The organism is Thioalkalivibrio sp. ALE25 (assembly GCF_000377285.1).
In the GTDB taxonomy this organism is placed as follows: domain Bacteria; phylum Pseudomonadota; class Gammaproteobacteria; order Ectothiorhodospirales; family Ectothiorhodospiraceae; genus Thioalkalivibrio.
The window spans coordinates 287,085-301,126 of record NZ_KB897925.1; the positions used below are offsets into that span (position 1 = coordinate 287,085).

The window sequence follows — 14,042 nt, forward strand, 5'->3', positions numbered from 1 at the left end:
GCGGGGTAATGCGCGCATGATCCTGCGCCGTGCCGAACGCTTCATCGCCCGCGAGCTGCTGGTCACCCAGACCGCGGTCACCATCGTCCTGCTGCTGGTCATCATCGGCGGCGTGCTGGCGCGGGTGCTGCGGGACGTCGCCGAGGGCACGATCCCGGTCGATTTTCTGCCGCCGCTGGTGGCCTTCGGTGCCTTCAAGGGCATTGTCTTCCTCTGGCCGGTGGCGCTGTTTCTGGCCTTCATGCTGGTGCTGGGCCGGTTGCAGCGCGACAGCGAACTGGTCGCGCTGCAGGCCAGCGGCATGTCCTTCGCCGCGCTTTATCGCGCGCTTTTGTGGGTGGCCGTGCCCGCGACGCTGCTGCTGCTGGTGCTGATGATGCTGGTGGTGCCGCGTACCGAGGCCCAGATCGATCAGTTCCGCGACCTGGCCGAGCAGCGCTCCGACCTGGTCGGGATTACCCCCGGGCGTTTCCTGCGCTCGCGGGTGGGCGAGCAGGTCTTCTTCGCCGAGCGCCTGAGCGAAGACCGCGAGGCGCTGCTGGAGGTGTTCATCTACCGGGAGGTGGAGGGCGAGGCGCAGGTGACCGTGGCCGAGCGCGCGATCCCCGATCCCGGGGCGGAGGGCAGCGGCTTCCTGATCCTCGAGAACGGCTACCGCCACGTCGGTGTGCCGGGCGAAAGCAGCTTCCGCATGCTCGAGTTCGAGCGCCTGCGGACCCAGATCACCGAACCGGACGCCGGGGCGGGGCGCCGCTCGCTGAACGCGATGTCGACGCTGGATCTCTGGGAGGAGCGGCATCGCCCCGACCACCGCGCGGAGCTGGAATGGCGCCTCGCCATGCCGCTGTCGATCCTGGTGCTGAGCCTGATCGCGCTGCCGCTGGCGCAGGTGCCGCCGCGCACCGGCCGTTATGCGCGTATCCCGGCGGCGATCGGCGTCTACGTGCTGTATGCCAACCTGTTGATCCTGGGGCAGGGCCAGCTGGCGGACGGGCGCACGCCGCTGGCCCTGGGCCTGTGGTGGACGCACGGCTCGATGCTGGTGCTTTGGCTGGTGCTCGCCTGGCGCAAGGGCATGCTGGGCCTCGGCCGGGCCATGGAGCGTGACGAGGTGACGCCATGACGACGGTGCTGGGGCGCTACATCATGCGCCAGGTCCTGATCGGGACCGCGCTGGCCGTGGTCCTGCTGGTGGCGCTGGATGCGGTGTTCGCGCTGATCGACGAGCTGCGCGACACCGGGCGAGGCAACTACGGGCTGACCGAGGCGCTTTTGTACGTGGCGCTGACCCTGCCGCGGCGGATGTACGACATGCTGCCGTCGGCGGCGTTGCTGGGTGGTCTGTTGTGGCTGGGCAATCTGGCCGCGAACAGCGAGCTGACCGCGATGCGCGCGGCCGGGATGACACTGGGCCGCTTTATCGGCTGGGTGATGCAGGCCGGCCTGGTCGTCGTGGTGGCGATGGTGGTGGTGGGCGAGTTCTTCGCCCCGGCCGCCGAGAGCCGGGCGCAGAACCTGAAGGCGACGGCCTTCGACGAACAGCTGAGCGTGAGCCCGATCGGGCTGTGGGCACGCGATGGCCGGCGCATGGTGCAGGCGGATACCGTGTTGCCGGGCAATCGGCTGATCGGGGTGCGCATCATCGAGGTGGACGCGAATCGCGAGCCGCGCGAGATCACGCGCGCCCAGAGCGCACAGTACGAGGGCGGGGCCTGGCGGCTGCAGGACGTGGAACGCTCAAGGCTGTCGCTGGAACGTGTCGAGTCGGAGCGTCTGGAGACCGAAACCATCGAGCGGCTGATCGCGCCGGAATACTTCGACGTGCTGGTGGTCGAGCCGGGCCAGATGGCGGCGCAGAACCTGGCGCGCTATATCGGCTACCTGCAGGAGAATCGCCTGGATTCGGCCCCCTATGAGGTCGCGTTCTGGCAACGCCTGACCCTGCCGGCCAGCACCTTCGTGATGCTGCTGCTGGCCATCCCGTTCCTGTTCGGTTCCCAGCGCGAGGGCGGGGCCGGCCGCCGGTTGTTCATCGGCATCGCGATCGGCGTGTCCTTCGCCATCGTGATGCGCGCGATGACCCACCTGGGCCTGGTCTACAACCTGCCGTCCTTCGTCGCCGCCAGCCTGCCGGTCGTGCTGTTCCTGATCCTGGCACTGGTGGCGCTTTATCGCATGGGGCGCCAGACATAATGGCCTGGCTGCGCGCGGGATTCCTGCTGGGGCTGGTCGCCATGCTGGCGGCCTGCGGGGGCGGCGTCCCGGACGACTTCGATCCGCTCCCGCGCCAGGCGACAGTACTGGCCTTCGGCGACAGTGTGACCCACGGGACCGGGGCCGGAGCGGGCGAGGACTACCCGGCGCGCCTGGCGACGATCACCGGCTGGACGGTCGTCAACGACGGGGTGCCCGGGGATCGCGCCAGCAGCGCCCGCGAGCGTCTCGCCCCGAGCCTGCGCGCGCACGAGCCCGATCTGGTGCTGATCTGGCTGGGCGGCAACGATTTCCTGCGCCAGCGCGACCCGGCCGCGGTGCGCGAGGATCTGCGTGTACTGGTGGAGACCGTTCGCGACCATGGAGCCCAGCCCCTGCTGCTGGGGGTGCCGCGGGCCTCCGCCCTGGGCGCGGCCACCGGCCGCCTGCGGGACGACCCGATCTACCGCGAGCTGGCGCACGAGGAACAGGTGCCCCTGATCGAGGGCGTGCTCTCGGGGGTGCTGTCCGAGAGCGATCTGCGCGCGGACCCGGTCCACCCCAACGCCCGCGGCTACCGCCGCATCGCCACCGAGATCGCCGAGGCCCTGGACGACCTCGGCCTCTGGCTCGCCCCCTGACGTTTGACTTCACGAAAGGTCAAATGCGGTTTACAGGAAGCTTGGAAGATGGGAAGGGGATTGTGTTGGGGCGTCAGGATGAAACCGAACGACGATGGCAGGGCCCCCGCTCGGGCAACCCGAGCGCCAAACCCAAAAATCCTTCCTGTCTTCCAGACTTCCTGTAAACCGCCCTTGTCCTTCTTTACGGTGAGAGCAAGTGGTGAGGGGGCTTCAGGTCTTGCGGTTCTGTTTCCAGCGGGGTTTGGCGAGGCCGGGGATGCGCACCAGTTCGGTGCCGGTGAGCCAGTCGTGCAGCATCCAGCGCCGCGGGTGGAACTGCGACAGGCCGATCGCGAACAGCGCCGCCGCGGTAACCACGGTAACGGCGACCGCGCCGTATTCGCGCACCGCCCAGATGGCCATCAGGATCACCAGCCACTGGGCGACCGCAACCAGATAGCGCAGCGTCGCCTGCCAGGCATTGACGGCGTGCCCGCCCTCGGTGCGCAGCTGGATGTTCCAGGCCTGCATGCCGAGCGTCTGCCCGGTGCGCGTCCAGAACCAGTAGAAGAACCCCCAGGCCACGATCAGGTTGAGCACGAAATGGGCGCGGGGCGAGTACAGCCCGGTCGTGTTGCCGAGGATGACCACCAGCAGGCCGAGGACCATCCAGATCGCCACCAGCAGCAGGGCGTCGTAGACGATGGCGGCCAGGCGGCGCAGCAGGCTGGAGGGCTGGCCGTCGATGGACGAGGCGGCGGTTTCGGTCATGGGCGTTCCGGGTGGTTCTGGATTTGGCCGCGGGTGCGGAGTGGGCGTAGTCTTGCCGCATGGAGCGACGCTTTCAACGTATCCCCCTGGAATTTCCGGCTACCCTGCTCACCGATGGCGGGGGTGGTCCGGTCCGGGTGGAGGATATCTCCCTGAAGGGTGTGCTGCTGGAGGGCGCGGATCTTCCCGCGATGGCCGATGGCGACGAGGTCAGTGTCGACATCCCGCTCAGCGAGGAGGCGCGGATCACCTTCGAGGGCCGGGTGCGCTGGCACGAGGGCCTGTGGCTGGGCGTGGAGATCGAGGCCATGCCGCTGGAATCCGCCTCCCACCTGCGCCGTCTGGTCGAGCTCAACCTCGGTGACGAGGCCCTGCTGGAGCGCGAATTCGCCGCGCTGATCCAGGCCGACTGACTCGGCCTCAGGGGGTCGGAAAGATCTCTCGGAACGGCAGGACCTCCACCCAGTCACCCGCACGGGCCCCGGCGGATTCGCGTGGCAGGACGACGTAGGCGTTGGCCTCGCTCATCGCGCGCAACTGATGTGAACCCTGGCCGCCGGCGGCGCGCACCACCCAGCCGCGTTCGTCGGTCTCCAGCACTGCGCGCTGGAAATCCTTGCGTCCCGGGGTCTTGCGGAGGTCTTCCAGCAGGCGCGCGTTCAGGGTCTGCGGTGTGGTCGCTGCGCGCCCGGCCAGTTGCTGCAGGGCCGGACGCACCAGCAGGGCGAAGGTGGTCATTACGGCCACCGGGTTGCCCGGCAGACCGAAGAAGTGGGCCTGGCCGAAATGCCCGAAGGCCAGGGGGCGTCCGGGCTTGATGGCCAGCTTCCAGAAGCCGACCTGGCCGGAGGCCTGCAGCACGCGGGTCACATGGTCGGCATCGCCGACCGAGACCCCCCCGGTGGTGATGATCACGTCGGCCGTTTCCCCGGCACGCGTCAGGGCCTCGCGTACCGCATCCTCGGTGTCGCGGATGACACCGTAGTCCTGCACCTCGACCGGGTAGGCCGCGAGCAGCGCCCGCAGGGTGTGGCGGTTGCTGTCATGGATCTGCCCCGGGCCCAGTGGCTGGTCCACGGGCACCAGTTCGTCCCCGGTCGAGAAGAAGGCCACGCGCGGCCGGCGCAGTACCTTCACCCGGGCAATGCCCTGGCTCGCCAGCACCCCGATCTCGGCGGCGCCCAGGGTTGTCCCGGCGGCATACAGCGGGGTCCCGGCGGCGGTGTCGCCACCCGGGCCGCGGATGTTGTGGCCCGTGGCGAGGTCACCGTTTTGCAGAAGGATGGTGGCGCCGTCCCGTTCCACCTGCTCCTGCATCACGACCAGTTCGGCCCCTTCCGGTACCACCGCGCCAGTCAGGATGCGCACGCACTGGCCCGGTTGCAGTTCGCCATCCCAGGGGTGCCCGGCCGCCGAGGTGCCCACCAGTGCCAGGCGCGCACCCTTGGCGGCGTCCGTCGCGCGCAGGGCGTAGCCATCCATGGCGGAGACCGCGGCGGGTGGTACGTCGATGCGCGCGGCCACGGGCTCCGCCAGGGTCCGCCCGAGGGCCTGCTCCAGCGCCACTGTCTCCTGTTCCTCGAGGCTCTGGCAGGCTTCCAGGATCGCGGTACGGGCCTGTTCCAGGGTCTTGGCGTTGGGATCGAACTCGTCGCAGCCGGGGGCAGCCTCGGACATGGGGGTCTCCGGGTCAGGGGTGGATGTCCAGGTAGTCGATGACGAAGGCCGCCACTGCGTCGGGGTCATTCACCGGCAGCAGCGGGCCGTCGAAGTCCAGTGTGGTGGCATCGGTGGCGACCGCGACCACGCCGGGGATCTCGCGGTACAGCGGGGCCTTGCCCACCGACGGCCGATGCACCTCGATCTTGGGCAGGTCCCATTGCTTGAAACCCTCGACCAGGATCAGGTCGGAGCGACGCGGGTCCAGGCGCGCGCAGAGCATGTCCAGGTCCGGCACGCGGCCATCGTCGGTCTCCGGGGTCTCCACCATCAGGGCGTAGCGCCGACCGGAGGCCACCAGCATCTGGTCGGCGCCGGCATGGCGCAGCTCATGACTGTCCTTGCCCGGCTTGTCCACGTCGAACTCGTGGTGGGCATGCTTGATCATCGCCGGACGCAGGCCGCGGGCTCGCAGGGCCGGGATCACGCCCTTCAGCAGGGTGGTCTTGCCGCTGCCGCTCCAGGCGGCGAAGCCGATGCGCGGGAGCTTGGAGGTGGACTGGATCATGGTGGCCTGCCTGCGTTAAGCGCGTCCGAGTATAGCGAGATCCGGCCGGGGCGCGAGGGGCGTTCAGCCCATCAGGTCCCCGGGGGTGTTGATGTTGGCGAATGCCTCCGGCTGATCGGAGAAGTCCACCGTGATCGCGCCGATCTCGTTAAACCAGCGTCCCACCGCCAGCGAACCATGCGCGAGATCGCTCTGCAGGCGCGTCGCCACCGCGGGCTCGAGCAGGGCGAACAGGGGCTGCAGGCGGTGGCCGTCGTGGGCAATGGCGGCGGGCGCCGGGTGGGTCTCCAGGGCCTGGCGCAGGCGGCATTCCAGGTCCAGGGGCAGCGCGGGTGCGTCCACCGGCGCGCACAGGATCGCGTGGCCGGGGAAGGCCGCGAAGGCCGCGGCGATCCCGGCCAGCGGGCCGCGATAATCGGCGTGGGAATCGGTCAGGACGGGAAACCCCAGCGCTTGATAACGGTCGATATCGGTATTGCTGCTGATGGCCAGGCGCGGCGCCTGGGGGCGCAGGCGCGCGATGGCGTGTTCGATCAGGGGGCGGCCCCGATACTCGACCCAGCCCTTGTTGCGCCCGCCCATGCGCAGGCCCTGACCGCCGGCCAGTATCACGGCGGCGAGATTCTCGGGCGGGGTCTGCTTTGCCTGCGGGTCCATGCGGGTCTGCGGGTTCGGCGCGGGTCCGGCCTTTGGTTTATCGTGGTGGGCGAGTCGGCTGTCGCGTGTGCGCACGCAGTGTACGACGAATCCACCCTGACGGGAGAGGAAGCCCATGCGGGTTTCATTTGGACGCAAGGCAGGAGCGGGCGGAGGGCGCCGCTGGCGCCACCTGCTGTGGTTGACCCTTGTGGTGCTCGGGGCCGGCTGGCTGGCCGCTTCGAGCCTGGCCCAGACCGCGGATCGCCACGGCCTGTTGCTGACGGTGAATGACGCGATCGGCCCGGCCACCGGCGACTACATCCGCCGGGGGATCGAGCGGGCCGAGGCCGAGGACGCCGAGATCCTGGTCCTGATGCTGGATACCCCGGGCGGTCTGGATTCCAGCATGCGCAGCATCATCAAGAACATCCTGCAATCGGATGTGCCGGTGGTCACGTATGTCCACCCGGCGGGTTCCCGCGCGGCCAGCGCCGGCACCTACATGCTTTACGGGTCGCATGTCGCGGCCATGACCCCGGCCACCAATCTGGGCTCGGCCACCCCGGTGCAGATGGGCGGTGGCGGGCTCCCGGGCATGGACCCGCCGGAGCCGGACGAGGACGCGCGCGACGATACGGAAACCGACGAGGCCAATGGCGAGGCGCGCGACGACGAAACCGACGCGGCGGATGAGCCCGCGGATGAGAATGGAGCCGCCAACGGCGAGGTCGAACCCGCCAGCGAGGAGGAACTGCTGGAGGACGACCCGGCCCCGCGCCGCGGCGGCGACGCGATGGAGCGCAAGGTGCTGGAGGACGCGGTGTCCTATATCCGCGGCCTGGCGGAACGCTACGGACGCAATGCCGACTGGGCGGAAGAGACCGTACGCGAGGGCTCCAACCTGACCGCGACCGCCGCGCTGGAGCAGAACGTCATCGACTTCGTGGCGGACAACCTGAGCGACCTGCTCGCCCAGATCGACGGGCATACCGTGCGCATGCACGACGGCGAGCGCACGCTGGCGACCGAAGGGCTGGAGATCGTGCGCATGGATCCGGACTGGCGTACCCAGTTGCTGTCCGTGATCACCAACCCGAACATCGCCTATATCCTGATGCTGCTGGGGATCTACGGCATCATCTTCGAACTGGCCAATCCGGGCGCGATCTACCCCGGCGTGATCGGTTCGATCGCGCTGATCCTGGCGTTCTTTGCGCTGCAGGTGATGCCGGTGAACTATGCGGGCCTGGCGCTGATGCTGCTGGGCATGATCTTCATGATTGCGGAGGCCTTCGTGCCCAGTTTCGGGGCGCTGGGCATAGGAGGCATCGTGGCATTCACGACCGGTTCCATCATCCTGTGGGACGACCCCAACCTGAACGTGGCCCTGCCACTGGTGATCGGCACGGCCATCGCCATCGGCATCCTGTCCGTCTGGGTGCTGGGACGGCTGTTCAGCCTGCGCGGCAAGAAGCCCGCCACCGGCTATGAAGAGATGATCGGGATGATCGGCGAGGCGCGCGAGGACTTCGATCGCAGCGGCCGGGTCTGGGTCCACAGCGAACAGTGGAACGCCGAGACCTCGGCACCGGTCCGCGAGGGACAGAAGGTGCGGGTGACCGCGATCGAAGGACTCAGGCTGCGGGTCGAACCCGTGACTGAAGAAGACACCCCGGGCACTGCCACGACCGGCTGACCGGTCGCCGCCGAGCCCATAACGCAGAAGGAGCAGGACATGAACGATCTCGGTTTCTTTGTCGTCCCGCTAGTCATCCTGGTCGCCATCATCGTGATGTCGATCAAGGTGCTGCGCGAGTACGAGCGCGGCGTCATCTTCTTCCTCGGCCGTTTTCAGTCGGTGAAGGGTCCGGGTCTGATCATCGTGATCCCGGGCATCCAGCAGATGGTGCGGATCGACCTGCGCATCATCACGCTCGACGTGCCCAGCCAGGACGTGATCTCGCAGGACAACGTGACGGTACGCGTGAACGCGGTGCTGTACTTCCGCGTGGTGGATTCCGCCAAGTCGGTGATCCAGGTCGAGGACTACTACGCCGCCACCAGCCAGCTCGCGCAGACCACGCTGCGCTCGGTGCTCGGCAAGCATGATCTGGACGAGATGCTCTCCGAGCGCGACAAGCTGAACAACGACATCCAGGAGATCCTCGATGCCCAGACCGACGCCTGGGGCATCAAGGTCACCAATGTCGAGATCAAGCATGTCGACCTGGACGACTCCATGATCCGCGCGATCGCGCGCCAGGCCGAGGCCGAGCGCGAACGCCGCGCCAAGGTCATCCACGCCGAGGGCGAACTGCAGGCGGCCGAAAAGCTGGTGCAGGCGGCGCAGCAGATGGAGGCCAGCCCCTCTTCGCTGCAACTGCGCTACATGCAGACGATGTCCGACATGTCGACCAACGGCAACGCCAACACCATCTTCTTCCCGCTGCCGCTGGAACTGACCAAGGTCTTCGAGAACCTGGCCGGCAAGTTCCGCGCGGAGAACCCGGACGCCCCGGGCAATGCCGGGAAACCTGGTGGCCAGTAACGCGTGAGCGTCGCCACGGCGGCATCTCCGGCCCTCGACCGTTTCCTGGACGAGCTCTGGGCGGTCGAGGGTCTGTCCGACCACACCCTGTCGGCCTACCGGCGCGATCTGGAGGGTCTGGCGCACTGGCTGGAACCCAGGGGGGCAAGCCTGGAATCCGCCCGTGCGGCCGATCTCCTGGGCTATGTCAGCGCCCGCATGCAGGCCGGGGCACGGCCGAAGTCCATCACCCGGGCACTGTCCAGCATCCGGCGTTTTTATCGCTATCTGGTCCACCAGGGCGAGCGCGAGGATGATCCGAGCGCCGGGATCGAGTCCCCCCGGGCCGGGCGCCCGTTGCCGGACAGCCTGTCCGAGGCCCAGGTGGAGGCCCTGCTGCGGGCCCCCGATATCGACGATGCGGTCGGGTTGCGGGATCGCGCGATGCTGGAACTGATGTATGCCACCGGACTGCGGGTCTCCGAACTGGTGGGGCTGGAGCAGTCGGAGGTGAACAGTCGGCAGGGCGTGGTGCGCATTACCGGCAAGGGCGACAAGGAACGCCTGATCCCGCTGGGCGAGGAGGCGGCCCACTGGCTGGCCCGCTATCAGCGCGAGGCACGGCCGGACCTGATGGACGGTCACCCGCCCAGCGAGGCGGTGTTCGTCACCCGGCGTGGCGGCGGGCTCACGCGTCAGGCCTTCTGGTACCGCATCAAGGCTCACGCGCGCCGTGCCGGCATCGAGTCGCCACTGTCGCCGCACACCCTGCGCCATGCATTTGCCACGCATCTGCTGGACCACGGGGCGGACCTGCGCGTGGTGCAGATGCTGCTGGGCCACAGCAGTCTGTCGACCACACAAATCTATACCCACGTCGCACGCGCCCGCCTGCAGAGCCTGCATGCGGAACATCATCCCCGCGGCTGACGTCTATTACCGGACTCCGCCAGATGGCCCGGGGATACCCCCGCGAGGCTGGTAAACTGGCGCCGCTTTTTTGTATCGACACGAGAGAATCCATGTCCCTGAAACGTGCTCTTCCCCTTGCTGCGGCCCTGGCCGTCATCAGTACCCCGCTCATGGCCACCGAGGCCATCGAGGAATACATGGCCCGGGTCATCCCGGATACCGAGATCGACAGCATCCGCGAGACGCCGATGGAAGGTGTCTTTGAGGTCCGTTACGGCACCGATATCCTCTATGTCTCCGAGGACGGGCGCTATCTGATCCAGGGCAACATGGTCGACCTGGAGACCCGCGAAAACCTGACCCAGTCCGCGCTCAGCGGCGTGCGCGCGGACATGTTCGCCGCCATTGACGACAGTGAGTTGGTGACCTACTCGCCGAACGGAGAGACCCGGGGCGTGCTGAACATCTTCACCGATCCGAACTGCCCCTACTGCCGCGAGATCCATCAGGACCTGCCGGAGTATCTGTCGGCCGGGATCAAGGTGCGTTACCTGATGTTCCCGGTGCTGGGACGTGATTCCCCGGAGATCATGGACCGTATCTGGTGCGCGGAGGATCGCGAAGAGGCGATGGACCGGGCCAAGGAAGGCGACAAGCTGAGCGATATCGACAGCAGCTGCGCCACGCCGCAGGATCAGCACATGGCCATGGGGCAGCAGCTCGGCCTGCGCGGCACCCCGGCGCTGATCACCGAGGGTGGCCAGCAGCTCTCCGGTTACCAGGAACCGCAGGCCGTGATCGAGCGCATCCTCGGCAGCAACTGATCCGGACGTCGACCGGGCCGCAGCCAGCGGCCCGGCTCGACCCACCCGGGAAGGGCCCCTTTGTGGGAGCGAGCCTGCTCGCGAATCCCCGCGCCAATCGCCGAGGGGGCTCGGCTCCTACGTGGGGCTTGCCGCGTGCTGCAGGAGGCCAGCCCTCTGGCCGATGGGGCGACGTCGAAGTCTTAGCCGTCTGCAAGGATGCTGTGACGGCAATCGGAGCCCGGTCAGTACAGCAGCGAGGCCATCTGCCGGCGGAACTGACCGACCAGCGGGTGATCGTTGCCGAGGACCTCGAACGCGGCCAGCAGGCCCTTCTGGCCGGCCCCGTCGTTGTAGGAGCGGTGCTGTTTCATCAGTTGCAGGTACAGCCCCAGCGCCTCCTCGGCGCGGCCGGACAGCATCGCGTAGGCGGCCATCTGCTCCAGTGCCTCGGGGCGCGGATCGCCTTCCTGCAGCTCCTGTGCCAGCGCCTGCGGGTCGATGCCGGCGGCCGTCTTGGCGAATACCAGGCGGGCACGCAGGGCCTTCGCCTCTTCCTTTTCGCTCTGGTCCAGCGGGAGCTTGCCGAGCTCGGCCTCGGCGGCTTCCGGGTCGCCGGCTTGGGCGAGCGCGCGGGCCAGCTCGATGCGCAGGTCGCCGTTGTCCGGGTCCTCTTCCAGCGCCGCGCGCAGCGTGGCGAGGGCCGCGTCCGTGTCTCCGGCCTGGGCCTGTTCGCGGGCCTTCTCGATCAGCTTGTCGGAGGGCTTCTCCAGGTACTGGTCGATCATCGCGCGGATGTTCGGCTCCGGCTGCACGCCCATGAACTGGTCCACCGGCTTGCCGTGACGGAAGATCATCACCGTGGGCAGGCTGCGCACACCGTACTGCTGCGCCAGGGCCTGCTGCTCGTCGCTGTTGACCTTGGCCAGGCGGAACTTGCCGGCGTACTGCGCGGCCAGTTGCTGCAGCAGCGGCATCAGCTGCTGGCAGGGCCCGCACCAGGCGGCCCAGAAATCCACCACGACCGGGCGCTTGTGGGATTCGTCCAGAACGGCCTGCTGGAAATCCTCCTGGGTCACGTCGAGGATGTCGTTGCCAGTGATGCTCGCGGCTTCTTCCATCGGAAACCTCCTGTGAAGACGGGGATACGGAATCTGTCCTGCATTGTTGGGATCGGCCCCGGGATTGCAAGCAGCCTTTCCCCCGCGGGCTTTGGTACGCTGCGCACAGTCCGGGACGAGGGGACACGCCGGTAACGAAACCCGCCACCCTCGTCATCGCGAGGCGCGCAGCGCTGTGGCGATCCATGCGTGTGGCCCCGGCGCCGGCAGGCGCGGACGTCGGGGCTTGCGTTGAGGGGTCGCTTCGTCGCCTTCGGCTCCTCGCAATGACGGTGCATGATGGCCGAGGCGGTGCCCGGCGCGGGGCACGGTCCATATCAATAAAGGGGTTCCTGTGTGAGCTATTCCGCATCCGATATCGAGGTCCTCGAGGGGCTGGACCCGGTGCGCAAGCGCCCGGGCATGTATACCGACACCACTCGCCCGAACCACCTCGCCCAGGAGGTGATCGACAACTCGGTGGACGAGGCGATCAGCGGCCACGCGAAGCGGATCGACGTGGTCCTGCACAAGGACGACTCGGTCTCCGTGTCGGATGACGGCCGCGGCATGCCGGTGGATCTGCACCCGCGCGAGAACCGCCCGGGGGTCGAGGTGATCCTCTCCACGCTGCATGCGGGCGGGAAGTTTTCCGACAAGAACTACCAGTTCTCCGGGGGTCTGCACGGGGTGGGCGTCTCGGTGGTCAATGCGCTGTCGCAGCAGCTCGAGGTGCAGATCAAGCGCGACGGGCGCGAGTACCGTATGGCCTTCGCCGGCGGCCACAAGACCCAGGACCTGGAGGCGGTGGGGGAGGTCGGCAAGCGCAATACCGGCACCACACTGCATTTCTGGCCGGACCCGCAGTACTTCGATTCGGCGAAGTTCTCGGTGCCGAAGCTCAAGCACATCCTGCGCGCCAAGGCCGTGCTGTGCCCGGGCCTGACGGTCACGTTCCGCGACGAGACCACCGGCGAGGCCTGCGAGTGGTGCTATCAGGCGGGGCTGCGCGACTATCTGGTGGAGGCCCTGGATGGCCTCGATCGTGTGCCGGAAGAGCCATTCATGGGCTCGGTCTCCGGGGCCACCGAGGCTGCCGACTGGGCCGTCACCTGGCTGCCGGAGGGCGGCGAGGTGGTCAGCGAGAGCTACGTGAACCTGATCCCGACGACTCAGGGTGGCACGCACGTGAACGGCCTGCGCACCGGTCTGACCGATGCCGTGCGCGAGTTCTGCGAGTTTCGCAGCCTGCTGCCGCGCGGGATCAAGCTGGCGCCGGAGGATGTCTGGGAGCGGGTCTCCAGCGTGCTGTCGTTCAAGATGCAGGACCCGCAGTTTGCCGGGCAGACCAAGGAACGCCTGTCCTCGCGCCAGGCCGCGCCGTTTGTCTCCGGCGTGGTCAAGGATGCCTTCAGCCTGTGGCTGAACCAGCACCCGCAGCAGGGCGAGCGCATTGCCGAGCTGGCGATCCAGAACGCGCAGAAGCGCAGCCGTGCCGGGCGCAAGGTGGTGCGCAAGAAGGTCACTCAGGGGCCGACCCTGCCGGGCAAGCTGGCCGACTGCGCCAGCCAGGACCTGGAGCGCACCGAGCTGTTCCTGGTCGAGGGCGACTCGGCCGGCGGCTCCGCCAAGCAGGCGCGTGACCGCGACTTTCAGGCGATCATGCCGCTGCGTGGCAAGATCCTGAATGCCTGGGAGGTCGATCCCGACCAGGTGCTGGGTTCCCAGGAGATCCATGACATCTCCGTGGCCCTGGGCGTGGATCCGGGGCAGACCAGCCTCGACGGGCTGCGCTACGGCAAGGTCTGCATCCTGGCCGACGCCGACTCCGACGGCGCGCACATCGCCACCCTCCTGTGCGCGCTGTTCCTGAAGCACTTCCGCCCGCTGGTGGAGCGGGGGCATATCTACATCGCGATGCCGCCGCTTTATCGCGTGGACGTCGGCAAGCAGACCTTCTACGCGCTGGACGACGACGAGAAGGCCGGCGTGCTGGAACGCATCGAGGCGGAGAAGATGAAGGGCAAGGTCTCCGTGACCCGTTTCAAGGGCCTGGGCGAGATGAACCCCCTACAGCTGCGCGAGACCACCATGAACCCGGACACCCGGCGCCTGGTGCAGCTCACCCTGGACGCCGCCGACGACACCCAGCAACTGATGGACATGCTGCTCGGCAAGAAGCGCGCCTCCGAACGCCGCGCCTGGCTGGAAGGCAAGGGCCACCTGGCCGACGTCGCCGTCTAGGAA

At 68.0% G+C, this 14,042-nt stretch carries 14 protein-coding genes; 9 read left to right on the plus strand and 5 right to left on the minus strand.

Going from position 1 to position 14,042, the window contains the following annotated elements; genetic code table 11:
- Positions 1-16 precede the first annotated feature (16 nt).
- From lptF to C996_RS0101510, 3 genes are read left to right on the plus strand one after another with little or no spacing between them, the layout of a single operon-like run.
- Positions 17-1,123, plus strand: coding sequence for an LPS export ABC transporter permease LptF (gene lptF, locus C996_RS0101500; RefSeq protein WP_018865708.1), 1,107 nt, complete (start codon positions 17-19; stop codon positions 1,121-1,123).
- On the plus strand, positions 1,120-2,193 hold the full coding sequence (gene lptG, locus C996_RS0101505; protein ID WP_018865709.1) for an LPS export ABC transporter permease LptG: 1,074 nt from the start codon (positions 1,120-1,122) through the stop codon (positions 2,191-2,193). The genes lptF and lptG overlap by 4 nt, the downstream gene beginning before the upstream one ends.
- Positions 2,190-2,834, plus strand: coding sequence for a GDSL-type esterase/lipase family protein (locus C996_RS0101510; protein WP_026279157.1), 645 nt, complete (start codon positions 2,190-2,192; stop codon positions 2,832-2,834). Before lptG ends, C996_RS0101510 begins: the two co-directional genes overlap by 4 nt.
- 213 nt (positions 2,835-3,047) lie before the next feature.
- Here C996_RS0101510 and C996_RS0101515 read toward each other — a convergent pair whose 3' ends face one another.
- Positions 3,048-3,587, minus strand: coding sequence for an RDD family protein (locus C996_RS0101515; protein ID WP_018865711.1), 540 nt, complete (start codon positions 3,585-3,587; stop codon positions 3,048-3,050).
- A gap of 59 nt (positions 3,588-3,646) precedes the next feature.
- Between C996_RS0101515 and C996_RS0101520 the strand changes: the two genes are divergently transcribed.
- Positions 3,647-4,000 carry a PilZ domain-containing protein gene (locus C996_RS0101520; RefSeq protein WP_018865712.1) on the plus strand — a complete coding sequence of 118 codons (354 nt, stop codon included), beginning with the start codon at positions 3,647-3,649 and terminating at the stop codon, positions 3,998-4,000.
- Positions 4,001-4,007: 7 nt separating this feature from the next.
- Here C996_RS0101520 and glp read toward each other — a convergent pair whose 3' ends face one another.
- The 3 genes from glp to mobA all read right to left on the minus strand — a co-directional run bounded on the left by glp (position 4,008) and on the right by mobA (position 6,588).
- Positions 4,008-5,264 (minus strand): gephyrin-like molybdotransferase Glp, encoded by a 1,257-nt coding sequence (gene glp, locus C996_RS0101525; protein ID WP_018865713.1) that lies wholly within the window; start codon positions 5,262-5,264, stop codon positions 4,008-4,010.
- Between the two features lie 13 nt (positions 5,265-5,277).
- Positions 5,278-5,814, minus strand: a complete 537-nt coding sequence (gene mobB, locus C996_RS0101530; RefSeq protein ID WP_018865714.1) for a molybdopterin-guanine dinucleotide biosynthesis protein B — start codon at positions 5,812-5,814, stop codon at positions 5,278-5,280.
- 63 nt (positions 5,815-5,877) lie between these two features.
- Entirely contained in the window at positions 5,878-6,588 is a 711-nt protein-coding gene (mobA, locus tag C996_RS0101535; protein WP_018865715.1) for a molybdenum cofactor guanylyltransferase MobA, read from the minus strand.
- On the opposite strand from mobA, the gene C996_RS0101540 reads away from it, so the two are divergent.
- The 4 genes from C996_RS0101540 to C996_RS0101555 all read left to right on the plus strand — a co-directional run bounded on the left by C996_RS0101540 (position 6,587) and on the right by C996_RS0101555 (position 10,716).
- The gene (locus tag C996_RS0101540) at positions 6,587-8,149 is read left to right on the plus strand and encodes a nodulation protein NfeD (protein WP_026279158.1); all 1,563 of its coding nucleotides are present in this window, start codon (positions 6,587-6,589) and stop codon (positions 8,147-8,149) included. The genes mobA and C996_RS0101540 overlap by 2 nt on opposite strands.
- Before the next feature lie 39 nt (positions 8,150-8,188).
- Positions 8,189-9,001 carry a slipin family protein gene (locus tag C996_RS0101545; RefSeq protein ID WP_018865717.1) on the plus strand — a complete coding sequence of 271 codons (813 nt, stop codon included), beginning with the start codon at positions 8,189-8,191 and terminating at the stop codon, positions 8,999-9,001.
- Between the two features lie 3 nt (positions 9,002-9,004).
- On the plus strand, positions 9,005-9,910 hold the full coding sequence (xerD, locus tag C996_RS0101550; RefSeq protein WP_018865718.1) for a site-specific tyrosine recombinase XerD: 906 nt from the start codon (positions 9,005-9,007) through the stop codon (positions 9,908-9,910).
- Between the two features lie 92 nt (positions 9,911-10,002).
- Entirely contained in the window at positions 10,003-10,716 is a 714-nt protein-coding gene (locus C996_RS0101555; RefSeq protein WP_018865719.1) for a DsbC family protein, read from the plus strand.
- A gap of 224 nt (positions 10,717-10,940) precedes the next feature.
- Here the strand turns inward: C996_RS0101555 and trxA are convergent, their stop codons facing one another.
- The gene (gene trxA, locus C996_RS0101560) at positions 10,941-11,816 is read right to left on the minus strand and encodes a thioredoxin (protein ID WP_018865720.1); all 876 of its coding nucleotides are present in this window, start codon (positions 11,814-11,816) and stop codon (positions 10,941-10,943) included.
- A gap of 336 nt (positions 11,817-12,152) precedes the next feature.
- On the opposite strand from trxA, the gene parE reads away from it, so the two are divergent.
- The gene (gene parE, locus C996_RS0101565) at positions 12,153-14,039 is read left to right on the plus strand and encodes a DNA topoisomerase IV subunit B (RefSeq protein WP_018865721.1); all 1,887 of its coding nucleotides are present in this window, start codon (positions 12,153-12,155) and stop codon (positions 14,037-14,039) included.
- Positions 14,040-14,042 lie beyond the last annotated feature (3 nt).

Coding starts and splice junctions, on each gene's coding strand:
- lptF (WP_018865708.1), top strand. CDS start 17: ATGATCCTGCGCCGTGCCGAACGCTTCATCGCCCGCGAGCTGCTGGTC.
- lptG (WP_018865709.1), top strand. CDS start 1,120: ATGACGACGGTGCTGGGGCGCTACATCATGCGCCAGGTCCTGATCGGG.
- C996_RS0101515 (WP_018865711.1), bottom strand. CDS start 3,587: ATGACCGAAACCGCCGCCTCGTCCATCGACGGCCAGCCCTCCAGCCTG.
- C996_RS0101520 (WP_018865712.1), top strand. CDS start 3,647: ATGGAGCGACGCTTTCAACGTATCCCCCTGGAATTTCCGGCTACCCTG.
- glp (WP_018865713.1), bottom strand. CDS start 5,264: ATGTCCGAGGCTGCCCCCGGCTGCGACGAGTTCGATCCCAACGCCAAG.
- mobB (WP_018865714.1), bottom strand. CDS start 5,814: ATGATCCAGTCCACCTCCAAGCTCCCGCGCATCGGCTTCGCCGCCTGG.
- C996_RS0101540 (WP_026279158.1), top strand. CDS start 6,587: ATGCGGGTTTCATTTGGACGCAAGGCAGGAGCGGGCGGAGGGCGCCGC.
- mobA (WP_018865715.1), bottom strand. CDS start 6,588: ATGGGCTTCCTCTCCCGTCAGGGTGGATTCGTCGTACACTGCGTGCGC.
- C996_RS0101545 (WP_018865717.1), top strand. CDS start 8,189: ATGAACGATCTCGGTTTCTTTGTCGTCCCGCTAGTCATCCTGGTCGCC.
- C996_RS0101555 (WP_018865719.1), top strand. CDS start 10,003: ATGTCCCTGAAACGTGCTCTTCCCCTTGCTGCGGCCCTGGCCGTCATC.
- trxA (WP_018865720.1), bottom strand. CDS start 11,816: ATGGAAGAAGCCGCGAGCATCACTGGCAACGACATCCTCGACGTGACC.